Genomic DNA, 25186 nt, shown 5'->3' on the forward strand with positions numbered 1-25186 from the left:
GCTACTTATGCCATGGACGACGGCGCGCACTAGCGCCGGTCGGGCCAGCCGGCCGGCAAGTCCGGTACAGCCTGTACATGCGGGGTCGGCCGACGGGCCCGACTCGGGCACCGGATCGCCGGTCAGGCAGCCGAAACCCGCGCGGCTTCCGTCGGGCGTCGGCGGAATCGTTCGGAGGGAAGTCACATCGTGCTCTCTCGCCGGGTGCATGGCTGTCACTAGTATCAACGGCGTTGGCTTCCGTTGCATTCCCTGGACCTCCTGACCATTTGACTTCATCTGGTGTGCGAACAGCCCGACGGCGGCTGTCCGCCACCGCTTACGGCGCCGTCGTTGGCTCCGCCGTCGGTGCCGCCGGGACAGCTTCCGCCGCTGCCGCATCCTCTGTTGGCGCAACACTGGGCGCAACAGTGGGCGCGGGGGCGGTCGCCGGTTCCGACGTGGGAACTGGGGCCGGTGCCGTGATTTCCACGGCCGTCGGCGTCGGGACCGGATCCGGCTCGGGCGCCGGGGCGGGCTCCACAGGCGCGGCCTCTGTTGGGGCCGGTTCGGCACTGGTGATCGGTGCTGAAGGCGCAACCTGGTCGGAGGGTGCCGGCTGCGCAGGCTCGGCCGGAGCCACCGGCTCCGTAGGTGCCGGGGCTACCGGAGCGGGGTCCACCGGTGTGGGAGTCGGCGTCGGGGTGGGTGTGGGAGTTGGGGTTGGGGTAGGCGTTGGTGTGGGAGTCGGCGTCGGTGTGGGTGTGGGTGCCGGCGCCGTGGCCGGCTTGGGCTTCACGGCGGCGGGCTTCGGCGCCGTCGGCGTGGGGGACGTTGTAACTGCCGGCTTTGATGCCGGGCGGGAAGTTGACGGAGCGGAGGTCGACGAGCTGACGACCAACGTGGTCCGGGCCGGGGTCGACTTGCCGCTGCGGGGGTTGGCGATTGCGGCTGCCGTGGCCGGGGTCAGGCTGTCGTCGGTGTTGCCCGGTCCGCTGTTCCCGGGAATATTGGGGATCGCCCAGCCGGAAGTGGTTGCGGCGTCGGTATCGAAACTCGTAAAGACCGCCGGCGTCAGCGCGTCCGTCTGCCGGATGGGCAGCAGGGTCCATTTCGCGGGATCCTGGTGCTGCCCGTTCTTGATGACCTCGAAGTGCAGGTGGCATCCGGTGGAGGAGCCGGTGGTGCCTACTTCTGCGATGACCTGGCCGACGCGCACCGCATCGCCCTTCTCGACGGCGATGCCCTGCAGGTGGTTGTACGTGGTGATCAGGCCGTTGCCGTGATCAATCTCGACCCTGTTGCCCCCGCCCCAGGGGTGCCATCCGGCTGCCCGGACCACGCCGGCGTCGGCGGCGTAAACGCGGGTGCCGCAAGCGGCGGCGAAGTCCCGGCCCCAGTGGAACTCGCCGGCCTCGCCTGTGATCGGACTGTGCCGCAGCCCGAACGAGGAACTGGGGGTGAGGACTTCCAAGGGTGCCATGAGGAAGCCGGCCGCCGGCCGCTTCAACGCGGTGGAGGCCACACCGGGAGACTTGGCAATGCCTGTCTTAGAGGCCTTCACGGTGGAGCCCGAGACGGTGCGGCCGGCAGGAGCCTTCGCGGGTGCGGCGGTGCCGGACCCACTGATCGCGTAACTGGGCGGGGTGCTGTCGGGATCCAGGAGCTCCGGTCCGACGACACCCGAGGGAGGTGCGATCGGGACGGCAGCGCCCACGGGCTGCTGGATCGAGGCGGCTGGCCCCTGGAACCCAAAGGCAAAGACGGAAAAGCCTACAACCACCGCTGCGGACAAGCTCCGCAGCGCGATCCGGCCCGGGGCGGTCGCCCTCGGTGCATGTTTGTGTCCCCCGTGATTTGCCACAGAATTCTCCTGGATCGGTACCCGCCAAACTCCTATCTCGACGAGCGTGTCCTCCATTGTGGCCACAGCCCCAAGCACGGCGGTACCCCTAAAACTGGGGGGCCAGCGGGTCCGGTTTCATAGGCTTAACCGGGCCGCCTCGGCGCGCGAGAATGAGTTATGCGGACTTTCCTTAGGGAATGGCAGGCGGAACTGAAAAGAACGCTGACCGGCAGTCCGGATGCTGTGCCGGACTGGTCCCGGAAGTTTGCCCAGGGTGATGACCCCGGATATTTCCTCCCCGGCTCTGCGGTCTGGGCCGTCCACGGCGGCATAGCGACAATCATCGGCGGTATCCGGTCCCTGCTGATGCAAACACTTCACCCCGCAGTCCTCGCCGGGGTCCACGACCATTCGAATTTCCGCGAGGACACGCTGGGGCGTCTGGCCCGGACCACGGCGTGGATCCATGCGCTCACCTACGGGTCCACCGCTGAAGCCCAGGCGGCAACATCGAGGGTGATCCGGCTGCACGAGTCCGTATTCGGAAAGTATGTCGACGGCGACGGCACCGTCAGGGAGTACTCCGCCAACGACCCCGAGCTGCTCCGCTGGGTGCACATTACCTTCACGGACTCGTTTCTCCGCGCGCATGAGCTGTGGGACGGCCCCATCCCCGGTGGCCCGGACGCGTACGTGCGCGAATGGGCCCAGGCAGGCAGGCTCATGGGCGTAGAGTTTCCGCCGGAGAGCAAAGCCGCCCTCGAGCGGGAACTCGAAGAGTGGCTTGCCACCGGCACCCTCCGCTGCGACGAACGGGTTGCCGAAACTGTTGCCTTCATCCGGCATCCACCCCTGCATCCGCTCCTGAAGCCGGGCTACCGGGTACTGTTCAATGCCGCTGTCCTGAGTCTGGATCCTGACTACCGCCGGCTGCTCGGGCTGCATACCGCCCGCCTTGGTCCGCTGCCGCTGCCGGTGCGTCTAGCCGCCAAGGCGACCCTCGTCGTCGTACGCCGCGCCTTGGGCCCGGCCAGCCCGAGCCAGCTGGCCGCCCGCGAGCGGCTACGGAGGCTGGGCGTGACTTAGCCGCCTCCCGCACCGGATTTGTTCGGCATTCAGAAAGGGAAACAGAAAACCCGGCCCTGACGATGTCAGAACCGGGTTTTCCGATGGCGGAGAATGGGGGATTTGAACCCCCGAGGGCGTTAACCCAACACGCGTTCCAGGCGTGCGCCATAGGCCGCTAGGCGAATTCTCCAGCTGCTCTTGAACCAAAAGCAGATACTAGAATACCTGAACTTTCCGGCATCTCCCAATCGGCCGGATTGGCCTCCCGGACAGGCACCTTTTGCGGCGGCTACGGCGCCGGCATCCAAGGCCCGGAACGCCGTGGCTCTGATGGCAGGATGGAGCCATGATCCAGCTGCATGCGCTTGTGGTTTACGTGCCCGATTCCCACGCCGGAGCTGTGCTCACCGCGATAGGTGACGCCGGCGCCGGCCGGCTGGGCGACTATTCGCACTGCTCGTTCACGTCGCCGGGTACGGGACGTTTTACCCCGCTGTCCGGGGCCCGGCCCTTCATCGGCACCCCGGGCCAGCCGGAGAAAGTTTCCGAGGTCCGGATCGAGTGCATCGTTGAAGAGGACGTGCTCGACGCCGTCGTGCAGGGATTGCGGCAGGCCCACCCCTATGAGGAGCCGGCGTTCATGAGCTGGCCCGTGAACGGGCACCGGTGAGACGTGCGCGGCGCCCGCCGCTGGTCAGCCGGAGCCGATTCGGGCCACACCCAAAGTTCGGGTAAAGTATCTGACGGCCCCTCATGTGGCGTCATCCTGTTGAACTCCCCCAGGACCGGAAGGTAGCAAGGGTAGATGGGCTCTGGCGGGTGCATGAGGGGTCTCTTATTTAAATGTCAGTCCCTATAGGTAGGTTTTCCCTGTGACTGTTACAACTGCCCTTTACCGCAGGTACCGCCCGGACTCGTTCGCGGACGTTATCGGGCAGGAGCATGTCACGGAGCCGCTGATGACGGCACTGCGCAAAAACCGCGTGAACCACGCCTACCTTTTCTCCGGCCCGCGCGGCTGCGGCAAGACCACCTCTGCGCGCATCCTGGCCCGCTGCCTGAACTGTGCAAAGGGCCCCACGGACACCCCGTGTGGCGTCTGCCCCAGCTGCATCGAACTTGCCCGCGGCGGAGCCGGCTCCCTCGACGTCATCGAGATTGACGCCGCAAGCCACGGCGGCGTTGACGACGCCCGCGACCTTCGCGAACGCGCCACCTATGCTCCGGTGCGGGACCGCTACAAGATCTTCATCATTGACGAGGCCCACATGGTCACCTCGGCCGGCTTCAACGCCCTGCTGAAAATCGTCGAAGAGCCGCCGGAACACATCAAGTTCATCTTCGCCACCACCGAGCCGGACAAGGTCATCGGGACCATCCGCTCGCGCACGCACCACTACCCGTTCCGGCTCGTGCCGCCGGAGCCGCTGATGGCGTACCTCGAGCAGCTGTGCCACCAGGAGAACGTCCCGGTGGCCCCCGGGGTACTGTCGCTGGTGATCCGCGCAGGTGCCGGATCCGTCCGGGACTCGCTGTCCGTGCTGGACCAGCTCATGGCCGGCGCAGGACCCAACGGCCTCGATTACGAGCTCGCGGTGGCACTGCTCGGCTACACGCACGCCTCGCTGCTGGACGACGTCGTCGAAGCAATCGCCGCTTCCGATGCCGCCACCGTCTTCCGTGCCGTGGACCGCGTCATCCAGACGGGGCACGATCCCCGCCGTTTCGTGGAGGACCTCCTGGAGCGCTTCCGGGACCTCATCATCGTCCAGGCCATGCCGGAAAGCGCCCAGGCGATCCTCCGCGGCATGCCGGCCGACCAAATCGCCCGGATGCAGAACCAGGCACACAATCTTGGCGCAGCCGAGCTCTCGCGGGCGGCGGACGTCACCAACACCGCCCTGACGGAAATGACGGGCGCCACGTCGCCGCGGCTGCACCTGGAACTGCTCTGCGCCCGGATCCTGCTGCCCAGCTCTGAGCAGAGCGAGCGCGGCATTGCCGCCCGGATCGACCGTGTGGAGCGGCGCCTGAACTACTCGGGGTCCGACGCCGGTGCTCCAGCCGCCGTTCCGGCTGCCCCAGCCGTGCCGGCTCCGGCCCCAGCCACGCCTGCTGCTCAGTCGCCGGCCGCACCTGCTCAGGCGCCTGCTCCGTCAGTTCCTGCGGCAGTTGCCGCCGCTGCGGCGGCTCCCGCATCCGTTCCGTCGCCTGACGAGAACCGTCAGCAGGTGCCGGGCCCACCCAGCATTCAGGCCGCACCCACGGAGCAGGCTGCACTCGAAAGGGAAGCACTGGCTGCGCCGCGCATCACCACCGGTGACTGGCCCATGGACGAGGCCGCCGCACGCGACCGCCGGCCCGGCCCGGATTCACACGCCGCTGAGGGCCGGGAACCTGCATTCCAGCGTCCTGCCGCCGCGCCAGCACGGGAGTCCGCCGCGCCAGCACGGGAGTCCGCCGCGCAGCCAGAACAGACCCGTCCGGAACAGACCCAGCGCGCCGAACAGGCCCAGCGCGCCGAACAGGCCCAGCGTCCCGAACAGACGCAGCGTCCGCAGCCGGCGGCGGCACAGGCTGCCCCGGCATCTCCCGCCCCGTCCTCCCCCGCGCAAGCCTCTGCCCCGCAAACCTCTGCCGGTGCGTCTCCTTCCGGCGCGTCCTCTGCCGGCCTGCCTCCTTCCGCGGGGCACGCCGACGTCGAAGTACTCCGCCGTGCGTGGCCCGAGGTCCTGCAGACCTTGGCAAAGATCAAGCGGAGCACCTGGGCACTCGTGGAACCGAACGCCCAGGTCGGCCAGTTCGACGGCCAGGTCCTTACGCTTATCTTCACCACCTCGGGTCTCGCCGGTGCCTTCGGCCGGGCGGACCACTCCGAGAACCTGCGCCAGGCCATCCACAAGACCATCGGCATCGACTGCCAGATCACCGCCGTTGCAGGCGCCGGCAGCTCAGCGAGCTCTGAACCAAACCCAAAAGCGCGTACTAGCCGGGACGTTCCGGCTACCACCACTGACGCGGATTGGGGCATCGCCCCCGTGGCGGGTGGCTCACTGCAAGCAGAATCCGCTCCGGCCCGCCCGGAGGCTGGTTCGGTGCCCGGTTCCGCAGGCCCGTCCACCGCGCCTGCCGCCGGGCACGCCGCATCGCCTTCACCCCAGGCTCCTGCGCCTTCCGCGCCGCAGTGGTCCGGGCCTAACATCACAGCGTCCCCATCCGACACCGCCACCTCCGCCGCCGGACGAGTCAGCCCGTCTTCACCGGAAGCTGGACCGAGCTCCGCGCCGCAGTGGTCCGGGCCTAACATCACGGCGTCCCCATCGGGCACCGCCACCGGATCCGGTGATACATCCAGCCCCGCCGCGCCGGCTGCGAACCTCGCATCTGGCGGCGACGGCAACGCCCGCGGTGAATCAGGCAATGGACTGGCCGCCGCTGGCCACCAGCCTGCCACCACCAGCGATGCCGCGCAGGCAACCGGTGCTGCCCAGCCGAGTGCCACACAACCTGGTGCCACACAGCCAGCTCCCCAGCCGCCGGCAAGGCAGGATGCGGCGTCCGGACCGCAGCACCAAGCCGGCGACTATTCCTATCCGGATGACGACTGGGGTCCTCCGCTGGACGAGGACGCGCCTCCCTTGGAAGAAGAGCCCCCCATGGACTGGGAGCCGTCACGCCAGTGGCAGGCCCCCGCGCCGTCGTCGGCACCGGAAGCACGCGACGCTGCCGCGTCTGCACCGCCGGCGCCGAAAATTCATGCCAGTACTGCTGATTCGGCACCACCGGTACGTCAATCCGGGCCCGACACCTCCGCTGATCCGTGGTCCCGTGCTGTGGAGCAAACGCCCGGCGTGTGGCTTCTCGGTTCCGAAAGCAATGTGGGCAAATACCGGGGCGCAGCCGACGACCAAAACGGCGACGATCCAGACGAGTCCGCTGCGCCGGCTTACCCGCCCGCTGCCGCCCAGCCGCCGCACGGCAACGGGGGCGCGGCTGCGGAAAACCAGCCGTCCACGGCTTGGAGTGAAAGCGCTCCGGGCGAGAGCGACGGCCAGGGCGGGAGCCGCCGTGCCGAGGATGTGCAGGGCGCGACCTCTCCGGAAACCGCCGAGCGGGGTGCACCGGAGTTTGCTCCTGCCTACGCCATGGCTTCCGCACCGGCTGCCAGCTCCGAGTACGGGGTATCCACCCCGGCCCAGGGTGTCCGCCCGCCGGCCGTGGCCGATGCCACGGACGTCGCCCACGTCAGGGTTCCCGTGTTCGCGGCCAGCCCAGGACCTGCAGTTCAGGCAGGACCTGCAGTTCAAACCGGACCAGCGATCCAGGCGCGGCCCGCCATCCAGGCGGGACCCGCTGTTGCCGCCGCCCGTACCGCCGCGCCCGCCCCTGCACCCGAGACTCCTGCAAGGGGCAAGCTGAGCCTGTACCAGAGGCTTTCCAACAGTCCGGAGGCAGAGGCTGGACGGGCCAAGGCGCCCGCGCGGAGCGTGGAAGAACCGGCGCCATACGTGCAGGACATTCCCAGCGCGGATGACGAAACCATTGAGGAGTCGGGCGTCTTTGGCCGTGCCGCCGTCGAGCGTATTCTGGGCGGAAAGCTCATCGAGGAACGGTCGCTGGACGGCAGCCCCCTGATGCCGAGGTACTAGGGCACGGCAACCCGCGCCCCGCCCGTGAGCGGCACCTGCCCGGTCATCCCCAGACCAAGCAACGAGTTTCAACCAAACAATCGAGGACAAAGTGTACGAGGGTGCAGTTCAGGAGCTGATCGACGAGCTCGGACGCCTTCCCGGCGTTGGGCCGAAGTCTGCGCAGCGCCTGGCGTTCCACATCCTGGAGGCAGATCCCCAGGACATGAAGCGGCTGGTGGAGGCCATCACCACGGTCAAGGAGCGGGTCAAGTTCTGCGCCTCCTGCGGCAACGTCACCGAGCAGGAGCTGTGCAACATTTGCCGCGACCCGAGGCGGGACCCCTCGGTCATCTGCGTCGTGGAGGAGTCCAAGGACGTGCTGGCGGTGGAGCGCACGCGTTCATTCCGGGGCCGGTACCACGTGCTCGGAGGCGCCATCAACCCGATCGCCGGGGTGGGCCCCGAGCAGCTGAGGATCCGCGAACTGCTCAACCGGCTCAGTGACGGCGCCGTCCAGGAGATCATCATCGCCACTGACCCGAACCTTGAGGGCGAGGCGACGGCCACGTACCTGGCGCGCATGCTGCAGTCCATCGGGGTCGCCGTCACCCGGCTCGCCTCCGGGCTTCCCGTGGGCGGCGACCTCGAATACGCGGACGAAGTCACCCTGGGCAGGGCCTTCGAGGGCCGCCGGAACGCGCTCAGCTGACCGGAACGGTCACAATTCCACAGGCGGCAGACCGCGGCGATAAACTGTTGAAATCAATATGCCGCCGTGCCGTAAGGCCGTCTGGCCTCCAGAACCCAATTTGATCCAGTGAGGGTGCACGCATGAGTATGCCCAGTACCGATGTGAAAACCGAACCGCAGCCGCAGGAGCTGCCCGCAAATGCTGCTGTCACCAAACAGCTGATCGTGCAGAAGTTCGGCGGCTCCTCGGTGGCTGACGCTGACGGCATCAAGCGCGTGGCCAGGCGCGTGGTCGACGCCCAGAAGGCCGGCAACGAAGTCGTCGTCGTCGTCTCCGCAATGGGTGACACCACCGACGAACTCCTTGACCTTGCCGCCCAGGTCACCGACTCTGCCCCGGCCCGCGAGATGGACATGCTCCTCTCGGCAGGCGAACGCATCTCCATGGCCCTGCTGGCCATGGCCATCAACAAGTTCGGTGCATCCGCGCAGTCCTTCACGGGCTCCCAGGCCGGCATGATCACGGACGGCATCCACGGCAAAGCCCGGATCATCGACGTCGACCCGCACCGCATCCGTACCGCCCTGGACAAGGGGCACATCGCCATCGTCGCCGGCTTCCAGGGCATGACGCGCGCCACCAACGAGATCACCACGCTAGGCCGCGGCGGTTCGGACACGACGGCCGTGGCCCTCGCCGCCGCCCTCGAGGCGGACGTCTGCGAGATCTACACCGACGTTGACGGCATCTACACCGCGGACCCCCGCGTCGTTCCGTCGGCCCAGAAGATCGACCGCATCTCCAGCGAGGAGATGCTGGAACTGGCCGCCTCCGGCGCCAAGATCCTCCACCTCCGGTGCGTCGAATACGCCCGGCGGTTCGGCGTGCCGCTGCATGTCCGTTCCTCATTCAGCCAGAACGAAGGCACCTGGGTCATGCCCGGCGCCGATGACAAGATCACGACTCAAGAGGGAGTTGCCTTGGAGCAGCCAATCATCTCCGGTGTTGCACACGACCGCTCGGAAGCAAAGGTCACCGTTGTGGGTGTTCCGGATATCCCGGGCAAGGCAGCCGCGATCTTCCAGGTCATCGCGGACGCGCACTCGAACATCGACATGATCGTCCAGAACGTCTCCACGCACGGCACCGGCAGGACGGACATCTCCTTCACCCTGCCCATCGTCGAAGGCGCCGACGCCCTTGCCGCCCTCCACGCCGCGCAGGCTGAAATCGGCTTCGAAAGCATCGAGTACAACGAGCAGATCGGCAAGCTGTCGCTGATCGGCGCCGGCATGCGCTCCCACCCGGGCGTTTCAGCCACGTTCTTCAAGGCCCTGTCCGCCGCAGGCATCAACATCAACATGATCTCCACGTCGGAGATCCGCATTTCCGTGGTGACCCACGCTGACCTGCTCGATGACGCCGTCCGCGCCATCCACAAGGCGTTCGACCTGGACAGCGAAGCCGTCGCCACCGTCTACGGCGGTACCGGCCGCTAAGGTGCCTGCTGGCACTTCGCCAGTGCAGAAGTAAGCCCGGTGCGCTCACGCGCACCGGGCTTCTTCACTTACAGGGCTTGTCACTTATTCAGGTCGCTCTTGCGGACAGCATAGTGGTGCCCCTCGGAGTCGGTCTCGACCTCGAACTGGGCTAGATCCTCTTCGGAAGCGTGCTCGTAATCGTCATGCAGGTGAACCACCGGTGCAGCTGAGTCGCCTACAGCGGCAGGGCCGAATACGAACCGGAGCCTGTCCGTCAGATTCATAAAGCCAGTGAGCACATGTGCCACAAGTCCCACCCCCTTCCCTGCTTGAAGGCGGAGAGCGTCTGCCCTTCGACTGCCGGTGCCCTTATTTTACGCCGCGGCACGCGAAAAGAACCCCGACGGGGCAGGGTTCAGCCGCCGGCATGGTCCAGGCCGCCGGGGTTTTCAGCGTCCGTTAGCGGAGGGACTTATCGTCCGGGTTGCGCGGCACAACATACGTGCTGCCGTCGGGGCGGCGGACGGTTTCCCACTGCTGCGTCTCGGCCTCGCGCTGGGCGAGCAGTTTACGGTTTTCCTCGGTCATGTCGTGCACCAGCGAACTCCTGTTCGCGGGGCCAAAGACCGCCCTAAGCTTGCCTGTTGCCCGCATGAACCGCTGTACGGCGTTCTCTTTTGCCACGGTATCCACTCCATTTCAGGACTACTGCCACTATCAAGGATACACCGACCGTTAGTGCACTAACTATTGCCGCTCCCCACCCGCCCACCTTGCGCCAAAGCAGTTAAGCCACGACGCCGGGACCCACCACGCGTGGTGAGTCCCGGCGTCGTCCGTCCTGGGGAACTGCGGCACTAGGCCACCGGCCGCACCGCCACCGGTGAACGCACGGCGTTGTCGCCCGAGGTCCATGTCAGGGATCCGGTGGAATACGCGTTCAGCGGAGCCCCGGCGGTGATGAAGGTAATGGTGAACCTGGCGCTTTCGCCCTCGGCCAGGGTCACTTCTGCCGGACTGACAGTCGCGGTGATGCCGGGGAGGGTGATCGCCGCCCGGTAGGTTCCTGCCGTCACCGCGGTGACAGTGCGCGTGACCGTCTGGCTGCCGGACATGGCGCCCAGGGCCACGGAGGGAAGGTTCACGTCCTTGGCTGCGATGGGGGCCACACCAAGGTCAATCCCCTGGCCCTGGAGGAAGCCCATCCAGTCGCTGATGCCGGCATCGTAGACGAGCCCCGGCGAGTCAAACCGGGCCGGATCAACATGGCCGGCGCCCTGGGCAAAGACGTCATGCACTGCGGCTCCCTTGGCGTTGACCAGGTCATAGGCCGTGGTCATGATGGCTGATTTCACGGCCGCCGGGGACCACTGCGGGTTCTTGCCCAGCAGCAGCGCGCCCGAGCCTGCAATCTGCGGGGCCGCCATGGACGTGCCGGAGAGGAACCCGAAGGTCTCGCCGTTGAAGCCCACCGGAGAAACGGCAGCCAGCACGGCCACGCCGGGAGCTGCCACATCCGGCTTGAGCAGGTCTCCGTTGGAGGCCAGGCTCGGACCCCGGGAGGAGAACTCCGCAATCTGGGGCACTGGCGGCGGTGTGGCTCCGGTGGTATCGGTCGCCTTGAGGCTTGCCGTCATGCCCGGCGTAGCCGCCACCACGTCCTTGATCTTCGGGTCGTTCACATGGACCGTGGGCACACTGTGCAGATCAGCGTCGAGTGAGCCCGGCACCAGGTTGACCAGGACCATCCCCACGCCACCCGCACGCTGGACCTCGGCGCTCTTGTCCACGCGCGCAATCACACCGCGGTCGCAGACCACGATCTTGTCGGCAACCTTGGCGGGGTCCAGGGAATTCGGCGCGCACAGGGCCGCGTCCGCAGCCGCTGCCGCGGCCGCCTTCACGTCCGCGGCCAGCACGATCGGCTGGGAGTCCACCTCGCTGCTCATGACGCTCGCCCCGGCGAACTTGCTGCCATCCGACAGTTCGGCGGTTCCGCGCAGCGTGTTGTCAAACGTGGAGGCGCCCACCGTGGTGATCCAGGGGCCGGCATGGTTGACGGTGGAGGCCGTCGGGCCCGAGTTGCCGGCGGAGGCTGCCACAAAGATCCCTGCGGCCGCGGCGTTGAGGAACGCGAGCGAAACGGCATCGACGGTGGAGTTGTTGTTTCCGGAAATGGAGAAGTTGAGCACGTCCACGCCGTCGAGGACGGCATCCTGGATGGCATTGAGAATGTCCGATTCCACGCAGCCGGTAGCCTCGGGAATGGCGCCCTCCCAGCAGACCTTGTACACCGCAATCTTCGCTGCGGGCGCAACGCCTGAGCTCTCGCCGAAGTCCCGGCCGCCTGCCGTCTGGGTGACGTCACTGTTTCCCGCAGCCGTGCTGGCCGTGTGGGATCCGTGGCCGTTGACGTCAAGCGGCGAGAACTTCTCCTCCGGGGACCGGAACTCCGGAGGGACCGCTGCCTTGTAGGCCTTGTCGTAGAACCGGGCACCGATGACCTTGCTGTTGCATTCGGTGCCATCGAACGCGTCGCCGGCCACACAGTCACCCACAAAGGTTCCGCCGTTGGCTTTGCGCATCGCGATCACGTTGCCCTGAAGGCGGTACGGCACGCCGACATCCGGGGTGCCGGACAAGGGATCAACCGTCTCCCCTTCGAAGAACGGGTTGTCCGGGGTGTAGCCGGTATCCAGCACGCCCACGACGATGCCTTTGCCAGCCTCTTCCTTGCCCCCGAACTGCTGGTCCCAGACGCCGTCCCTGCCGGGCAGTCCGAGGAAATCTGTGCTCGAGTAGTCCGGCTTGCGGATGCTGTCCGGGACCACTGCCAGCACGTCGCCATCACCCGCGAGCGCCTTGACCTGCGCGGCGGACAGGACAGCGCTGAAGCCGTTGAGGGCCAAGGTGTAGTTCCTGCTGATGGTCACACCCTTCGACGCTGCCTCCTGCCGCTGCTTGGCCTTGAGATGGGCGTCGTACTTGCGTGAGTTCGGGCCGGACGGGTTCAGTTTCTTCCCCTTGGGCACCGCCGTGCCCGGGATGCCGGGCACGCCACCGGAGTAGGTGGCCAGCGGTTTGTCCTTGAGCATCACAATGTAGCGCCCGTCGTCGAGTGGCGAAGAGGCTGGCTGAATGGCGGCTGGCTGGGTGGCTGCCGTTGCCGGCACGGCGGCCGGGGCTGCGATGCCCTGGCCAACGACCATGGCCAGTCCGACGGCAAATATGGCCGGCAGCCTTCGGCCGTATCCGGGGCGGGTAGTGGACTGCTGAGGGATCATGGGGGATGCCTTCCTTTGTTCAGGACCTGTAGACCTTCGGTCCCACGAACTGGACGCTCTGCCCCCCATGGGCGTCATCACTGTATGGTTATGCCGCGCACCCGTTGATGTCAGAAAGATACCGCCTACGCACCGAAGAATCGATACCCTTCCGTTAGCAATTGCCGGGTACCGTTATCCGCCCGTTCCGGACCGTCCGGTGCCCCGACGGTAGAATGGGAAAAACTTGAGGAGACCCGGCATGCGCAAGCCACTGATTTCTGTGCTGCTCGCCCTCGCAGCGACGGGCGGTCTCGCAGCCTGCACCCCCGACACCGGAACCGGCCAGCCCACGGCCACCCCGGGTGCCACCACAGGCTCGCCCGGGACCTCATCGCCTGGCACCCAGACGCCCGGCACCGCGTCACCCGGTACACCCGGCACCGGCAGCCCCAGTATCCCCGCCCCCGGCACAACACCGCCCGACGCCGAGACAACGGTCCCTGCGCCCGCCCCGCCTTCCGCTGCTCCCCTGCCGTCCGGCCCCAGCGCCGGAGACGCCGAACTGTCCATCACGGTCAAGGCCTCGAAGGACGGCAAGGCCGTCAACTACACACTGGTCTGCAAGGGCGGCGTCCCGATGGCAGAGAGCCAGCACCCCAGCGCGGCCGCGGCCTGCTCGGCGCTGAAGAACAATGCAGCCATCCTGAACCGCGCCACTCCGCCCAAGGGCATCTCCTGCACCCAGCAGTATGCCGGCCCCCAGGTGGCCAGCGTGACCGGCGAGGTTAATGGCACCCCCGTGGAGACCTCCTTCGCCCTGCGGGACGGCTGCCAGATCGGAGCCTGGAACGCAGCCAAGGACATCCTCGGCGCTGCAGCCGGGGCACTCTAGCAGCATGGCAGGAACAGCTTTGACGATCCGCGCTGCCCAGGTCCTCTCCCCGGCTGACTGGCGGGAACGGGAAGCGGCACATGCCCGCCGGGTACGCCGGTACGCCGACCCCTACCTCGCCCGCCGCTCGGCCGGGCGGAAGCATCCCGTGGAGGACTTCCTCTTCACCTACTACACCCAGAAGCCCGGGCAGCTGCTGCGCTGGCATCCCGGGGACGGCGTGGTGCTTTCCGGAGCGGAGGCAGCCGCCCGCAAGGACTGGAAGTGCTACAGAGCGCTCGACGGCGGTGAGCTGGCACTCCTGGGCCTGCCGTCCGGAAGCGTCGCGGTGACCTTCGACCGGGAGACGTTCCTGGCCGAGCGGCGTGAGGCGCTCCGCTTTGCCCGGATCATCCTCGCCGGAACGGCCGCGCGTCCGGCGCAGTTCGGGTGCTTCGGCCTGCACGAGTGGGCCATGGTTTACCGGCAGGAGAAGTTCGAGCTGCGCCACGAGTACCTCAAGCTGAGACTCGGCGGTGCCGGAACTGACAAAGTGGTGGAGGACAACCGGATCCGCTGCTCGCACTTCGATGCCTTCCGGTTCTACACGCCTGACGCCGTGCCCCGCAACGAACTGGCCCCCAGCCGGGAGAACCAGCGGACCATGGAACAACCCGGGTGCCTGCACGCCAACATGGACCTCTACAAGTGGGCCTACAAGCTCTCCCCCGCTCTGCCGAGCGAACTCGTGATGGACTGCTTCGAGCTGTCGTGGCGGGTGCGCGCCATGGACATGCAGGCCTCCCCCTATGACCTCACCGACTGGGGCTACCCGGCCATTCCGATTGAGACGCCGGACGGCAAGGCGGCGTATGTGGAGCAGCAGCGGGCGTTCTCCGCCGAAGCCCAGGTGCTGCGGGGCCGGCTGCTGGCTGCCCTGGCGCCGCTCCTCGACGGCCTCGACCCGGAGGCCTGACGGTGACCGAGACGCCTGGTTCCCCGGACCTGGAACTTGACCTGACCGTTGCGCTTACGCATGCACCGGGCGGCCCGGAACACGTCTTTGTCCTCGTGAGCCGTTCCGGCCAGCTCGTCGAATCAACGCTGCCGGATCCAGCGGCGGCGATTGCCGCCGTCGGGCGCTTCGGCGAAGGGATCTTTTTCCCGGAGCCGGGCCCGCCCAAGCTGTGCACCCAGCAGTACGGCGGCCCCCAGGTGGCGGTGGTGACGGGCACCTTCAACGGCCGCGATGTGAACTCACGGTTTTCTTTGACTGACGGCTGTGAAATTGCCCGCTGGCGGGCGCTGTCCCCGCTGCTGGGCGGAGTGGCCGGGTCCTCCGGCGCCATCTGAGCTGGCGGAGATCTTGCGGCAGGCACGGCGAAGGCCGGCGGGACCCTGGCTTTTTGAGCCACGCCCGCCGGCCTTCGCTGTGGGGCCCTTCCGGGAGCCCGGTTCCGGGACCTTCCTAGATGGAGTTATCCGGTGACCGCGTCAGGTCCTCGTTCTGGACCTTCCCCTGTTCCTTCATTTCCTTCGGATCTTCCGAAGCCGGTGCAACCGCGACGGCGCCGCCCTCCGCCACCACCACGTTCACGAACGTCGGGGAGCTGGTCCCGTCGAAAGTGATCCGTCCGATGTAGGAGCCCGGAGCCAGGTCCTTCCAGGCAAGGACGAGCTCCCCGCCAAGGCCGTTCGCAAGGCGGACGGGATCCGGGGTCACGGTGGCGTTGCCTTCATTTGCGCCCAGGACCGCCGCGTCCACGGAAGCCCTGGTCGCCTGGCCGTTGGGGCTGTCGTAAAGGTTCACGAACATGCGGTACGTGCCTGCAGCAGGGTTGGGAATCGAAACGGACTCGCTTGCCGCGCCGGTGGCGGCCACGATCCCCCGCCCGTCCGGGGTGATGACCACCATGTCGAAGTCGGCGTTCTCATCCGCGGAGATCACGGACAGCTTGGCCAACGGTGCCCCGGCCGGGACTTCCACGGTCTTCGTGAAATTCGACGCGTCAGTCGCGTACCGGAAGGGCCCGGGCACAAGTTCGATGGCCGAGGAGTCCGCCTTCGACAGGCCGTCGAGGGTCACGTTCGTGGGCGAGCCTGAACCCGAGACGATACCGATGTTCCCGGAACCGCTGGCCCCCTCCGACGTGAAGGCGATGTTCTTGGGAGCCACTACCGACTGCGGCCGGACTGCGATCGGTGACGTCACGGTCTTGTTGGCACCCTGCCACGTGAGTGAACCTGCCGTGAACTCGCCCAGCTGAGCGCTCTGGTTTTCGAAGGCCACCTTGAACGTGCGCTTCTCTCCCGCCGCACCGAAGGTGAGGATGGACGGGGTTACCGTCACCTTCACACCGGGCACGCGGGCCGTGGCCCTATAGGTCCCTGCTGTCAGGGCCGTCACGGTGCGCGTGACTTCAATCCTGCCCGCCAGGTTTCCCAGCGAGAAGGACGGGACATTCATGTCACGCGGCCGCGTGCTGCCGAGTCCGGCGATGCCCAGGTCCATGCCGGTTCCCTGGATGAAGCGCAGGTAGTCATCGCTGCCGGCGTCATACACCAGTCCGGGATTCAGGACACGTGCCGGATCGACCTGGCCTGCACCCGTGGCGAGGACGTCGGTGTTCTTGCTGCCGTCTGCGAGCTTGATGTCACTGGCGGTGGTCATCATGGCGGACTTCACGGTGGCCGGTGACCAGGTGGGGTTCTTGCCCAGGATGAGCGCGCCGAAGCCGGCAACGTGGGGTGAGGCCATGGAGGTGCCGGACATGAAGCCGAACTGGTCGCCGCCCGAGCCGATCGGGGAAACGCCGGCCAGGACCGCCACGCCGGGCGCGGCGACGTCCGGCTTCAGGAGATCAGAGTCCGTGGCAAGCAGCGGTCCGCGGGAGGAGAAGCCGGCGATCTGCGGCTGCGCCTCGAGGGGCAGTCCCGTGGTGTCCTTGTTGACCAGGGAGACCGTGAGGGCCGGGTTCGCCGCCACCTTGGCCTTGATGGTCTCCGTGGCAGGCGGGTTCACGTGCACGGTGGGGACGGAGTGCTTGTCGGCGTCGAGCGATGACGTGGCCAGGTTGACGAGGATCATGCCCACCCCGCCGCCGCGCGCAACCTCGGCGCTCTTGGCCACCCGGTCGTAGACGCCGCGGTCACAGACCACCACCTTGCCGGAAATCTTGGCCGGATCGAGCGAGCCCGGGGCGCACAGCGACGGGTCGGCCGCCTGGCCGGATGCCACGTTGGCGGCGAGCACAACGCCTGCGCCGGCAACTTCGCGGTTCATGATGCTGGCCCCGCGGAATTTGCTGCCGTCGGAGAATTCGACGGTGCCCTGCAGCTCCTGCGAGAAGGTACTGGCCGCTACCGTCGTGACCCACGGCTCGCCATGGTTCACGGTACTGGCTTGCGGACCCGAGTTTCCTGCGGAGGTGGCCACGAAGATGCCGGCCGAGGCAGCGGAGAGGAATGCCATGGACACAGGATCCGTGGTGGTGGAGGTGGTGCCGGAGATGGAGTAGTTCAGGACGTCGACTCCGTCGAGGACTGCCTGGTTGATGGCGTCGACGGCGGCCGAGGTGTAGCAGCCGCCGGTGTTGGGATCCTTGTCCTCCCAGCAGATCTTGTAGATGGAGAGCTTCGCGGCGGGTGCGATGCCGCCGGTCAGGCCGAAGCTGCGTCCGTCAACGAAGGTCTCCACGTCAGCGTTGCCCGCCGCCGTGCTTGCCGTGTGCGTTCCGTGGCTTCCCACGTCCACAGGCGAGATCACTTCCTCCGGGGCCCGGTCCCCCTTGGCCACGGAGTCCTCGAAGGCATCAGAGAAGTACCTGGCACTGAGGACCTTGGAGTTGCAGGCTGTTCCGTTGAAGCCCTCACCCTTTTGGCACTCGCCCTCGAAAGTGCTGCCGTCCGCCTTCAGCATGGCGATCCTGCCGCCGGTGGTGCGGTAGGGCACGCCTACCTTCGGGTTGCCCTTGAGCTGGGCGACTGCACTGCCGGCGAAGAACTGGCTGCCTGGCGTGTAGCCGGAGTCGATGACGCCCACCACGACGCCCTTGCCTGCAGCGGCCTTGCCGCCGAACTGGGTGTTCCAGGTGCCGTTGGCCCCGCTGAGCTTGAGGAAGTCCGTGGTGGAATAGTCGGGCTTCTGCTGGGTATCGGGGGCCACCGCGAGGACCTGGGGGTTCTTGGCCAGGTTCAAAGCCTGTTCGGCGGTAAGTGTGGCACTGAAGCCGTTGAGCGCCGCGGTGTACGTGCGGCGGATCTGGACCTTTTCCTTTTCAGCCAGCGCAGTCTGCTTTGCCTCCAGGTGGGCCTGGTACCGGCGCACCTCTGCCCGGCTCGCGTCGAGTTTGCGGCCGGAGCGCGGCTTCGTGGCCTGCAGGCCGGGCGTGCCGCCCTCGTAGGTGGCGGCGGGCTTCTCGGTCAGGACCACAATGTAGCGCCCGGCCGAGTAGTCGTTGGGGTCGACGTTCTTTTGCTGGACGGCGGGAGCCGCATTCTGCGACGGCGCCGCGGTTGCCGGCAGTGCGCCGGCTGACGAAAGGAGCAAAGGCAAGCCGACAACCAGTGCCGCTGCTTTCCGGGCCCCCCGGCTTCGGAAGAAGCTTTTTCCTGCTGATTTCACGAGTGGTTTGAACCTTTCATAAGGAACAGCCCCGGCTACATTGCCGGGCGCAGGCGGCAACGACACGTGAAGATGACAGGTCCTGTCGATCCCAGCAATCGCGACCGATCCCCACAGTACCTACTGAGAGCCGCATATGACATAGGGCACAAACCATGAATTTACTTTTTTGTCACAGTCCTCGACACAGGCATCAAAAAGCGGCGGGCGCCCTGAAAGGCACCCGCCGCTGGAGAGAGAAAGTTTGCCGCTCCGTCCTGCCGGGAGCTGCTGCCCGGAGGAGCTACTGCCGGGGCGTGCGGACCACTTCGCTGATCCACTGGCGCGTCTTCTCGTCCACCGGACCCGCCACCCGGTCCTGCCCGCCACCGCCGCGGACTTTTCCGCCCCGTCCGGCGCCGCCCCGCCCAACGCGGTTCTGCGCAACCCGGTTCTGCCCAGCACCGTCCTGTCCGGCACCGCCCCGTCCGGCACCGCTCTTGCGGGCTGCACGGTCGGCCCTGATCTTCTGGACCACCATTCTTCCGAGCCCGGCGAACACCGCCGCGGCCATCACCGGCAACAGGACGGATTTCGGTTTCTCAGCCATTCCGCAATCCTACTGAGCATGCCAGCGGCGGGCCAGAGCCGGCGTCGTTCTTCCCGCGCTCCGGCGTTCCCCGCACCCGATACGAAAGTGGTGCGCCGGGCCCGGTAGAATAGGGCATGCAAGCTCGCGGAGCGCCCGTCCGTGCCATGCCAAATGAATGCCGTGCCGATTGAATGCGGTGCCATTTGAACAGCCAGGCAGCTTTAGGAATGGCGTGAGACGGCACCACTCCGCTGCGCCCTTACCCAATGCACATGCACAGGAGTTACCGGATGCCCCGGATCGTTGTCGACGTCATGCCCAAGCCCGAGATTCTGGACCCGCAGGGGAAGGCCATCGTGGGTGCACTCCCCCGCCTGGGCTTCACCAGCTTCAGCTCTGTCCGCCAGGGCAAACGTTTCGAACTGACCGTTGACGGCGAGGTGACCGAGGACATCCTGGCCCAGGCCCGCGATGCCGCCGAAACCCTGCTGTCCAACCCCGTGATCGAGGACGTCGTGAACGTCGAGGTCGTCGAGGCCTGAGATGACTGAACTTCCCCTGATCGGCGAGGCAGTCGCCGTCGCCGCCGACGCTCCTGGTGCTCGCAGGCTCGCCGGTGCCAAAATTGGCGTCGTCACCTTCCCCGGCACCCTGGATGACCGCGACGCCGCCCGCGCGGTCCGCCTGGCAGGCGGCACGCCCGTCGCGCTCTGGCACGCGGACACCGAACTGGGTGACGTGGACGCCGTCGTGATCCCCGGCGGATTCTCCTACGGTGACTACCTCCGTGCCGGCGCCATTTCCCGCTTTGCCCCGCTGATGTCGAAGATCATTGACGCCGCCAACTCCGACGCGAAGCTGCCCGTCCTGGGCATCTGCAACGGTTTCCAGATCCTGACCGAGTCGCACCTGCTGCCCGGGTCCATGATCAAGAACGACCACCTGAAGTTCATGTGCCGCGACCAGGTGCTGCGCGTGGAGAACAACAGCACCGACTGGACGCTGGACTACGCGCCGGGCCAGGAGATCACGGTGCCGCTGAAGAACCAGGACGGCCAGTACATCGCCGACGAAAAGACCCTGGACGCGCTTGAGGCCGAAGGCCGCGTGGTGTTCCGCTACGTGGGCTTCAACCCCAACGGCTCCCGCCGCGACATCGCCGGCATTTCCAACGCCGCTGGCAACGTGGTGGGCCTCATGCCGCACCCGGAGCACGCAGTGGAAGTTGGCTTCGGCCCCGAATCCCTGGACGGCATCGGCGGGACGGACACCGACGGCCTGGGCTTCTTCACCTCCGTGCTGAACAAGATTGTGGGAGCGAACAAATGACCGAGATCTCAACCAGCTCGATCACCGAGAACAAGAAGTTCAACATCGACACCGTCGAGAACGCGGCCAAGACGCCGGACACCGAACTGCCCTGGGCTGAACTTGGCCTGAAGCAGAACGAATTCGACGAGATCGTCAAGGTCCTGGGCCGCCGCCCCACCGGCGCCGAGCTGGCCATGTACTCCGTGATGTGGAGCGAGCACTGCTCCTACAAGTCCTCGAAGAACCACCTGCGCCAGTTCGGCGAAAAGGTGACGGACGAGATGAAGAAGGACATGCTGGTGGGCATCGGCGAAAACGCCGGCGTTACCAACCTGGGGGACGGCTGGGCCGTGACCTTCAAGATCGAGTCCCACAACTCGCCGTCGTTCGTTGAGCCGTACCAGGGTGCCGCCACCGGCATCGGCGGCATCGTCCGCGACATCATCTCCATGGGCGCCCGACCGGTTGCCGTGATGGATCCGCTGCGCTTCGGCGCCATCGACCACCCGGACACGGCACGCGTCATGCACGGCGCGGTCGCGGGCATCGGCGGCTACGGCAACTCCCTCGGCCTGCCGAACATCGGCGGCGAGATGGTGTTCGACTCCGTGTACCAGGGCAACCCGCTGGTCAACGCCCTCGCTGTGGGCGTCATGCGCCACGAGGACATCCGCCTGGCCAACGCCTCGGGCAAGGGCAACAAGGTGGTCCTGTTCGGTGCACGCACCGGCGGCGACGGCATCGGCGGCGCCTCCGTGCTCGCATCCGAGTCCTTCGACGACACCAAGCCGTCCAAGCGCCCGGCCGTCCAGGTGGGCGACCCGTTCGCTGAAAAGGTCCTCATCGAGTGTTGCCTGGAGCTGTTCAAGGGTTCGCTGGTTGAGGGTATCCAGGACCTTGGTGCGGCAGGCATCTCCTGCGCCACGTCCGAGCTCGCCTCCAATGGCGACGGCGGCATGCAGGTTGAGCTGACCTCCGTGCTGCTGCGCGACCCCACGCTGACGCCGGGCGAGATCCTGATGTCCGAGTCGCAGGAACGCATGATGGCCGTGGTCACGCCGGAGAACGTCGAGGCCTTCGAGGCTGTCATGGACAAGTGGGCCGTGGAGTACGCCTGGCTGGGCGAGGTGACGGACACCGGCCGGCTCATCATCACCTGGGACGGCGAAGTGATTGTCGACGTCGATCCCCGCACCGTGGCGCACGACGGTCCCGTCTACGACCGCCCGTTTGCCCGCCCGGAGTGGCAGGACGCCGTCCAGGCCGACAAGTTCACCGGTTCCGTGCAGGACGCCGGCCGCCCCTCTGCCCCGGCTGAACTGGCCGCGGCGGTGACCGAGCTGGTCGCTTCGCCGAACATGTGCGACAAGTCCTGGATCACCAACCAGTACGACCGGTACGTCGGCGGCAACACCGCCATGGCGTTCCCCGACGACGCCGGTGTGGTCCGCGTTGACGAGGAATCCGGCCTGGGCGTGGCCCTGGCCACCGACGCCAACGGCCGCTACACCTACCTCGACCCGTACCACGGTGCCCAGCTGGCACTGGCAGAGGCCTACCGCAACGTCGCCACCTCCGGCGCCGTGCCGATGGCCGTCAGCGACTGCCTGAACTTCGGCTCCCCCGAGGACCCGGACGTCATGTGGCAGCTGGCGGAGGCCATCCGCGGCCTGTCCGACGCCTGCATGGTGCTGGGCATCCCGGTCACCGGCGGCAACGTCTCGCTGTACAACCAGACGGGCACGACGCCGATCCACCCCTCCCCGGTGGTGGCAGTGCTGGGCAAGCTCGACGACGTCGCGCGCCGGACGCCGTCCGGCTGGCGGGAAGACGGCGCAGCCATTTACCTGCTGGGCACCACCGCGGCCGAACTGGACGGTTCGGAATGGTCCAACCTGCGCGGCCACCTCGGCGGCCTGCCTCCCAAGGTTGACCTGGAGAAGGAACGCGCCCTCGGCGAGATCCTGATCAACGCCTCCCGCGACGGCATGGTGGACTCCGCCCACGACCTTTCCGAGGGCGGCCTCGCCGCGGCCCTCGTGGAGTCGTCGCTGCGCTATGGCGTCGGTGCCCGGATCGCGCTCCAGGATGTCCTGGACCGCGACGGCGTTGACCTCTTCACCGCGCTGTTCTCCGAATCCCAGGGCCGCGCCATCGTCTCGGTGCCCCGCTCTGAGGAAGTCCGGTTCAAGGACATGTGCACCGCCCGCGGCTTCGATCACCTCCGCATCGGCGTGGTGGACGCAGCCAGCGGACAGCTGGAGATCAACGGCGTGGACACCCTCTCGCTGGACTCCCTCCGCGAAGCCCACGAGGCCACCCTGCCGAAGTACTTCGGCTAGGGGCCCAAGCCCATCGGTTGCTCCGTAACTGCCCTTTTGACCCGTCATTAGGGCAGTTACGGAGCAATCGTTGTTTAACTCCCGCGCCGCCAGCCGGCCTGGACCAGCGCACTGCGGACCTTGGCAACGGCGGCCTTGCCGTCATTGAGCAGGTGACGCTTGGAGATCCGGACTTCCGTCCAGCCCAGGGCCGCATAGCGTTCTGAGCGGGCGATGTCGCGTTCAATCTGCAGCTCGTCACCGTGGTGCTCCCCTTCGTACTCGATGCCTATCCGGTACTGCTTGTAGGACAGATCCGGCTCATGATGACGCACGCCATCATCGGACAGGATCGGCACATTCACTTCCGGTTCCGGCAGGCCCGCGCGGACAATCGCGAGCCGAAGCATAGTCTCCTGCGGTGAGTCCGCTCCCACCCGGATGAGCCTGATGGCCTCCTTGGCCTTGCGCAGCCCGCGCTTGCCCTTGTGCCTGTCGATCATGCGCTGGAGGTCCGCCAGCGTACACAACGGCTGGTCCCGGTCTTCGAACTCGGGGCGGGGAATACGCACACAGCTGTCGCCCGCCACCACAAGCTCGTCCACACTCAGCATTTCGGCGAGATCGAGCCACGTCCGTTCCGGTGTGGTGACGGGGATGCCGTCAACGGTGGTGACTTCATCGTCGTAGAGCTTCATCCGGTGGACGATGACGTGCGGCCGGTTTAGATGGGCCGCACCCTCAGGCCTGATGATGTCGAACATATCCGAACGCCCTTTCCGTCGTCGTCGCGGCAGGTTCAGAAGTTCGGCCGCGGTGAAGTGCGATGCGGCGCATCGCTCGTTGACTTCGATGAAGGGCCGCACCCTGACGCTCAAGGCAAGCTCCGCCGTCGGGCATCCTGCACGGATGCCTCTGCCCAGCGACGTGAGCGAGCGGTGCCGCAGCCGCTTGGACGTGATGCCGGCGCGGCCGGCCTCGCCAACGGTGAACGGCCTGTCCTGGAATTTGTTCGGCAGCGGGCGTGCGGTCTTCATGGCTACATGAGAGCAGAAAGAACGCCTCTGCTGCTGAAGTTATCCACAGCCCCTATCGATTGCTCCGTAACCGCCGTTTTCAGGGCTCAAAAGGGCAGTTGCGGAACAGTCGATGGGGTTCAATCCTCGCTGTGGATCTCCCGCTGCCGGGCGCTCAGCAGCTCCAGTTCGGGGCGGTAGGCCACGAAGCGCTCGACGGCGGTTAGCACCTCCACGAGGTGCGCCCGGTCGGCGGCAACCAGGCCGGCGCCGATCCGGGTGCGCCGGTACTGGTCGTGGTCCCCCACCTCGGCTACGGAGACCTCGTAGCGCCGCTTGACCTCGGCCAGCAGGGGCCGCACGACGGACCGCTTCTCCTTGAGGCTGTGTACGTCACCAAGGAGGATGTCGAACTCAATCCAGCCGATCCACATGCCGTTAATGCTAGCGAGTGCTCCGTAACTGCCCTTTTGAGGGTTCAAAAGGGCAGTTACGGAGCACTCGACGGGACTCAGATGGTGAGCTCGCCCATCGTGTCCCAGCCTTCGCCGTCGAGCTGGCGGCTGATAATGCGCGGGGTTTCGGCGAGGGCCTGCGGCATGTCCGCCATGGCCTTCTTGAAGTGGGCGCTGCTGACGTGGTCGCCCGCGGCGTCGTCCTTGAAGGCTTCGACGAGGACGAATTCGTTGGGATCATCCACGCTGCGTGACCAGTCGAACCACAGGTTGCCGGGCTCCTGGCGGGTTGCCTCGGTGAAGTCGGCAACGAGGCCGAGCCATTTCTCGGACCAGTCGGGCTTGACCTTGAATTTGACGACGATGAAGATCACGGGGCTATGCCTTTCGTTGGGTTGATGGGTCAGTTGTGTTGGCGGGTTAATGGGCGGCGAGCGCCTGCTCGCACTCTTCGATGGCCTCGCGCGCGTACTTCTGCTGGGCCGGGGTTCCGACCCGCTCTGCCCACTGCTCGGCCAGCTGGAATTCCACCAGCGCCTCGGTGAGCCGGCCCGCAGCATGCAGGGTCCAGCCCAGGTTGTTGTGCAGCGCCACCATCCAGCGTTTGGTGCGCTCATCGTGCACGGTGGAGGCGTACTCCAGGGCGCTCCGGGTCCAGGGTTCCGTGTGGGCGGTGTCGGCGATGGCCAGCATGTGGAGCGCGTCGACGGTCAGGTACTCCTCACCCAGATGGTCGCCGAGCTCAGCCGCCTGCTCGAACAGCGGCACCGCCATGGCCGCGTGGCCGCTCGAGTTCAAAATGCGCCCGCGCTCCAGCAGGACGCGGACACCGACGGTCGGTTCGTCCCCGTCGATGGCGTCGAGGAGGGCGTCAGCCTCTTCGTAGCGCCCCTGGAGTCCGATGGCGCGGCCCAACTGGGTGGCGAGCTCGGCGCGCTCGTCGGCGTCGTACCGCGGGTCGGCCAGGGCTTCCCGGAAGCGCTGCTCGGACAGTTTGGGATCCTCGAAGTTCCACAGCAGGTCAAGGGTCTTTTGGTCCAGCATGTATCTCTCCT

21 protein-coding genes, 1 tRNA gene and 1 other RNA gene are annotated in these 25186 nt (G+C 66.8%); 12 read left to right on the forward strand and 11 right to left on the reverse strand.

What is annotated here, in order from left to right; genetic code table 11:
- Nucleotides 1-319: 319 nt before the first annotated feature.
- Nucleotides 320-1843 carry a M23 family metallopeptidase gene (locus BWQ92_RS07470; protein ID WP_236783141.1) on the reverse strand — a complete coding sequence of 508 codons (1524 nt, stop codon included), beginning with the start codon at nucleotides 1841-1843 and terminating at the stop codon, nucleotides 320-322.
- Between the two features lie 159 nt (nucleotides 1844-2002).
- Between BWQ92_RS07470 and BWQ92_RS07475 the strand changes: the two genes are divergently transcribed.
- Nucleotides 2003-2911 carry an oxygenase MpaB family protein gene (locus BWQ92_RS07475; RefSeq protein WP_076798962.1) on the forward strand — a complete coding sequence of 303 codons (909 nt, stop codon included), beginning with the start codon at nucleotides 2003-2005 and terminating at the stop codon, nucleotides 2909-2911.
- Between the two features lie 84 nt (nucleotides 2912-2995).
- On the opposite strand, the gene BWQ92_RS07480 is transcribed toward BWQ92_RS07475, so the two are convergent.
- Nucleotides 2996-3083, reverse strand: a tRNA-Ser gene (locus BWQ92_RS07480).
- A 156-nt stretch (nucleotides 3084-3239) separates the two neighbouring features.
- Between BWQ92_RS07480 and BWQ92_RS07485 the strand changes: the two genes are divergently transcribed.
- The 5 genes from BWQ92_RS07485 (at nucleotide 3240) to BWQ92_RS07505 (ending at nucleotide 9714) form a co-directional block, all read left to right on the forward strand.
- Complete coding sequence (locus BWQ92_RS07485; RefSeq protein ID WP_076798963.1) at nucleotides 3240-3563, forward strand: hypothetical protein; 324 nt, start codon at nucleotides 3240-3242, stop codon at nucleotides 3561-3563.
- Between the two features lie 72 nt (nucleotides 3564-3635).
- Nucleotides 3636-3732: signal recognition particle sRNA small type (gene ffs / locus BWQ92_RS07490), an RNA gene on the forward strand.
- Between the two features lie 33 nt (nucleotides 3733-3765).
- Nucleotides 3766-7542 carry a DNA polymerase III subunit gamma and tau gene (locus BWQ92_RS07495; protein ID WP_076798964.1) on the forward strand — a complete coding sequence of 1259 codons (3777 nt, stop codon included), beginning with the start codon at nucleotides 3766-3768 and terminating at the stop codon, nucleotides 7540-7542.
- Nucleotides 7543-7633: 91 nt separating this feature from the next.
- Nucleotides 7634-8233 carry a recombination mediator RecR gene (recR, locus tag BWQ92_RS07500; protein WP_076798965.1) on the forward strand — a complete coding sequence of 200 codons (600 nt, stop codon included), beginning with the start codon at nucleotides 7634-7636 and terminating at the stop codon, nucleotides 8231-8233.
- A gap of 122 nt (nucleotides 8234-8355) precedes the next feature.
- Entirely contained in the window at nucleotides 8356-9714 is a 1359-nt protein-coding gene (locus BWQ92_RS07505; RefSeq protein ID WP_076798966.1) for an aspartate kinase, read from the forward strand.
- 80 nt (nucleotides 9715-9794) lie between these two features.
- Here the strand turns inward: BWQ92_RS07505 and BWQ92_RS07510 are convergent, their stop codons facing one another.
- The 3 genes from BWQ92_RS07510 to BWQ92_RS07520 all read right to left on the reverse strand — a co-directional run bounded on the left by BWQ92_RS07510 (nucleotide 9795) and on the right by BWQ92_RS07520 (nucleotide 12980).
- Entirely contained in the window at nucleotides 9795-9980 is a 186-nt protein-coding gene (locus BWQ92_RS07510) for a hypothetical protein (protein WP_236783142.1), read from the reverse strand.
- A gap of 175 nt (nucleotides 9981-10155) precedes the next feature.
- Complete coding sequence (locus BWQ92_RS07515) at nucleotides 10156-10350, reverse strand: hypothetical protein (RefSeq protein ID WP_194718022.1); 195 nt, start codon at nucleotides 10348-10350, stop codon at nucleotides 10156-10158.
- Nucleotides 10351-10553: 203 nt separating this feature from the next.
- The gene (locus BWQ92_RS07520) at nucleotides 10554-12980 is read right to left on the reverse strand and encodes a S8 family peptidase (protein WP_076798968.1); all 2427 of its coding nucleotides are present in this window, start codon (nucleotides 12978-12980) and stop codon (nucleotides 10554-10556) included.
- A 241-nt stretch (nucleotides 12981-13221) separates the two neighbouring features.
- On the opposite strand from BWQ92_RS07520, the gene BWQ92_RS07525 reads away from it, so the two are divergent.
- From BWQ92_RS07525 to BWQ92_RS07535, 3 genes are read left to right on the forward strand one after another with little or no spacing between them, the layout of a single operon-like run.
- Complete coding sequence (locus BWQ92_RS07525; RefSeq protein ID WP_076798969.1) at nucleotides 13222-13854, forward strand: SSI family serine proteinase inhibitor; 633 nt, start codon at nucleotides 13222-13224, stop codon at nucleotides 13852-13854.
- Nucleotides 13855-13858: 4 nt separating this feature from the next.
- On the forward strand, nucleotides 13859-14809 hold the full coding sequence (locus BWQ92_RS07530; protein WP_157365121.1) for a 3-methyladenine DNA glycosylase: 951 nt from the start codon (nucleotides 13859-13861) through the stop codon (nucleotides 14807-14809).
- Between the two features lie 2 nt (nucleotides 14810-14811).
- Nucleotides 14812-15186: a serine protease inhibitor gene (locus BWQ92_RS07535; protein ID WP_172804260.1), complete on the forward strand. Its 375-nt coding sequence runs from the start codon at nucleotides 14812-14814 to the stop codon at nucleotides 15184-15186.
- A gap of 115 nt (nucleotides 15187-15301) precedes the next feature.
- Here the strand turns inward: BWQ92_RS07535 and BWQ92_RS07540 are convergent, their stop codons facing one another.
- Entirely contained in the window at nucleotides 15302-18388 is a 3087-nt protein-coding gene (locus BWQ92_RS07540; RefSeq protein ID WP_442856749.1) for a S8 family serine peptidase, read from the reverse strand.
- Nucleotides 18389-18740: 352 nt separating this feature from the next.
- On the reverse strand, nucleotides 18741-19046 hold the full coding sequence (locus BWQ92_RS07545) for a hypothetical protein (RefSeq protein ID WP_076798972.1): 306 nt from the start codon (nucleotides 19044-19046) through the stop codon (nucleotides 18741-18743).
- Between the two features lie 272 nt (nucleotides 19047-19318).
- On the opposite strand from BWQ92_RS07545, the gene purS reads away from it, so the two are divergent.
- From purS to purL, 3 genes are read left to right on the forward strand one after another with little or no spacing between them, the layout of a single operon-like run.
- On the forward strand, nucleotides 19319-19570 hold the full coding sequence (purS, locus tag BWQ92_RS07550) for a phosphoribosylformylglycinamidine synthase subunit PurS (RefSeq protein WP_003798434.1): 252 nt from the start codon (nucleotides 19319-19321) through the stop codon (nucleotides 19568-19570).
- 1 nt (nucleotide 19571) lies between these two features.
- Nucleotides 19572-20357, forward strand: a complete 786-nt coding sequence (gene purQ / locus BWQ92_RS07555) for a phosphoribosylformylglycinamidine synthase subunit PurQ (RefSeq protein WP_076798973.1) — start codon at nucleotides 19572-19574, stop codon at nucleotides 20355-20357.
- Nucleotides 20354-22681 (forward strand): phosphoribosylformylglycinamidine synthase subunit PurL, encoded by a 2328-nt coding sequence (gene purL / locus BWQ92_RS07560; protein ID WP_076798974.1) that lies wholly within the window; start codon nucleotides 20354-20356, stop codon nucleotides 22679-22681. Before purQ ends, purL begins: the two co-directional genes overlap by 4 nt.
- Before the next feature lie 74 nt (nucleotides 22682-22755).
- Here purL and BWQ92_RS07565 read toward each other — a convergent pair whose 3' ends face one another.
- From BWQ92_RS07565 to BWQ92_RS07580, 4 genes are all read right to left on the reverse strand, one after another.
- On the reverse strand, nucleotides 22756-23697 hold the full coding sequence (locus BWQ92_RS07565; protein ID WP_076798975.1) for a hypothetical protein: 942 nt from the start codon (nucleotides 23695-23697) through the stop codon (nucleotides 22756-22758).
- Between the two features lie 119 nt (nucleotides 23698-23816).
- Nucleotides 23817-24110: a DUF503 domain-containing protein gene (locus BWQ92_RS07570; protein WP_076798976.1), complete on the reverse strand. Its 294-nt coding sequence runs from the start codon at nucleotides 24108-24110 to the stop codon at nucleotides 23817-23819.
- A 77-nt stretch (nucleotides 24111-24187) separates the two neighbouring features.
- Entirely contained in the window at nucleotides 24188-24505 is a 318-nt protein-coding gene (locus BWQ92_RS07575; RefSeq protein ID WP_076798977.1) for a putative quinol monooxygenase, read from the reverse strand.
- Between the two features lie 46 nt (nucleotides 24506-24551).
- Nucleotides 24552-25175 carry a hypothetical protein gene (locus BWQ92_RS07580; RefSeq protein WP_076798978.1) on the reverse strand — a complete coding sequence of 208 codons (624 nt, stop codon included), beginning with the start codon at nucleotides 25173-25175 and terminating at the stop codon, nucleotides 24552-24554.
- Nucleotides 25176-25186 lie beyond the last annotated feature (11 nt).

The organism is Arthrobacter sp. QXT-31, from assembly GCF_001969265.1.
Classification (GTDB): Bacteria; Actinomycetota; Actinomycetes; order Actinomycetales; family Micrococcaceae; genus Arthrobacter.

What these genes read in the sequence shown, in the direction of transcription:
- BWQ92_RS07475 (WP_076798962.1), top strand. Translation starts at nt 2,003, where the DNA reads ATGCGGACTTTCCTTAGGGAATGGCAGGCGGAACTGAAAAGAACGCTG.
- BWQ92_RS07485 (WP_076798963.1), top strand. Translation starts at nt 3,240, where the DNA reads ATGATCCAGCTGCATGCGCTTGTGGTTTACGTGCCCGATTCCCACGCC.
- BWQ92_RS07505 (WP_076798966.1), top strand. Translation starts at nt 8,356, where the DNA reads ATGAGTATGCCCAGTACCGATGTGAAAACCGAACCGCAGCCGCAGGAG.
- BWQ92_RS07510 (WP_236783142.1), bottom strand. Translation starts at nt 9,980, where the DNA reads ATGAATCTGACGGACAGGCTCCGGTTCGTATTCGGCCCTGCCGCTGTA.
- BWQ92_RS07515 (WP_194718022.1), bottom strand. Translation starts at nt 10,350, where the DNA reads ATGCGGGCAACAGGCAAGCTTAGGGCGGTCTTTGGCCCCGCGAACAGG.
- BWQ92_RS07520 (WP_076798968.1), bottom strand. Translation starts at nt 12,980, where the DNA reads ATGATCCCTCAGCAGTCCACTACCCGCCCCGGATACGGCCGAAGGCTG.
- BWQ92_RS07525 (WP_076798969.1), top strand. Translation starts at nt 13,222, where the DNA reads ATGCGCAAGCCACTGATTTCTGTGCTGCTCGCCCTCGCAGCGACGGGC.
- BWQ92_RS07530 (WP_157365121.1), top strand. Translation starts at nt 13,859, where the DNA reads ATGGCAGGAACAGCTTTGACGATCCGCGCTGCCCAGGTCCTCTCCCCG.
- BWQ92_RS07545 (WP_076798972.1), bottom strand. Translation starts at nt 19,046, where the DNA reads ATGGCTGAGAAACCGAAATCCGTCCTGTTGCCGGTGATGGCCGCGGCG.
- purS (WP_003798434.1), top strand. Translation starts at nt 19,319, where the DNA reads ATGCCCCGGATCGTTGTCGACGTCATGCCCAAGCCCGAGATTCTGGAC.
- purQ (WP_076798973.1), top strand. Translation starts at nt 19,572, where the DNA reads ATGACTGAACTTCCCCTGATCGGCGAGGCAGTCGCCGTCGCCGCCGAC.
- purL (WP_076798974.1), top strand. Translation starts at nt 20,354, where the DNA reads ATGACCGAGATCTCAACCAGCTCGATCACCGAGAACAAGAAGTTCAAC.
- BWQ92_RS07565 (WP_076798975.1), bottom strand. Translation starts at nt 23,697, where the DNA reads ATGAAGACCGCACGCCCGCTGCCGAACAAATTCCAGGACAGGCCGTTC.
- BWQ92_RS07570 (WP_076798976.1), bottom strand. Translation starts at nt 24,110, where the DNA reads ATGTGGATCGGCTGGATTGAGTTCGACATCCTCCTTGGTGACGTACAC.
- BWQ92_RS07580 (WP_076798978.1), bottom strand. Translation starts at nt 25,175, where the DNA reads ATGCTGGACCAAAAGACCCTTGACCTGCTGTGGAACTTCGAGGATCCC.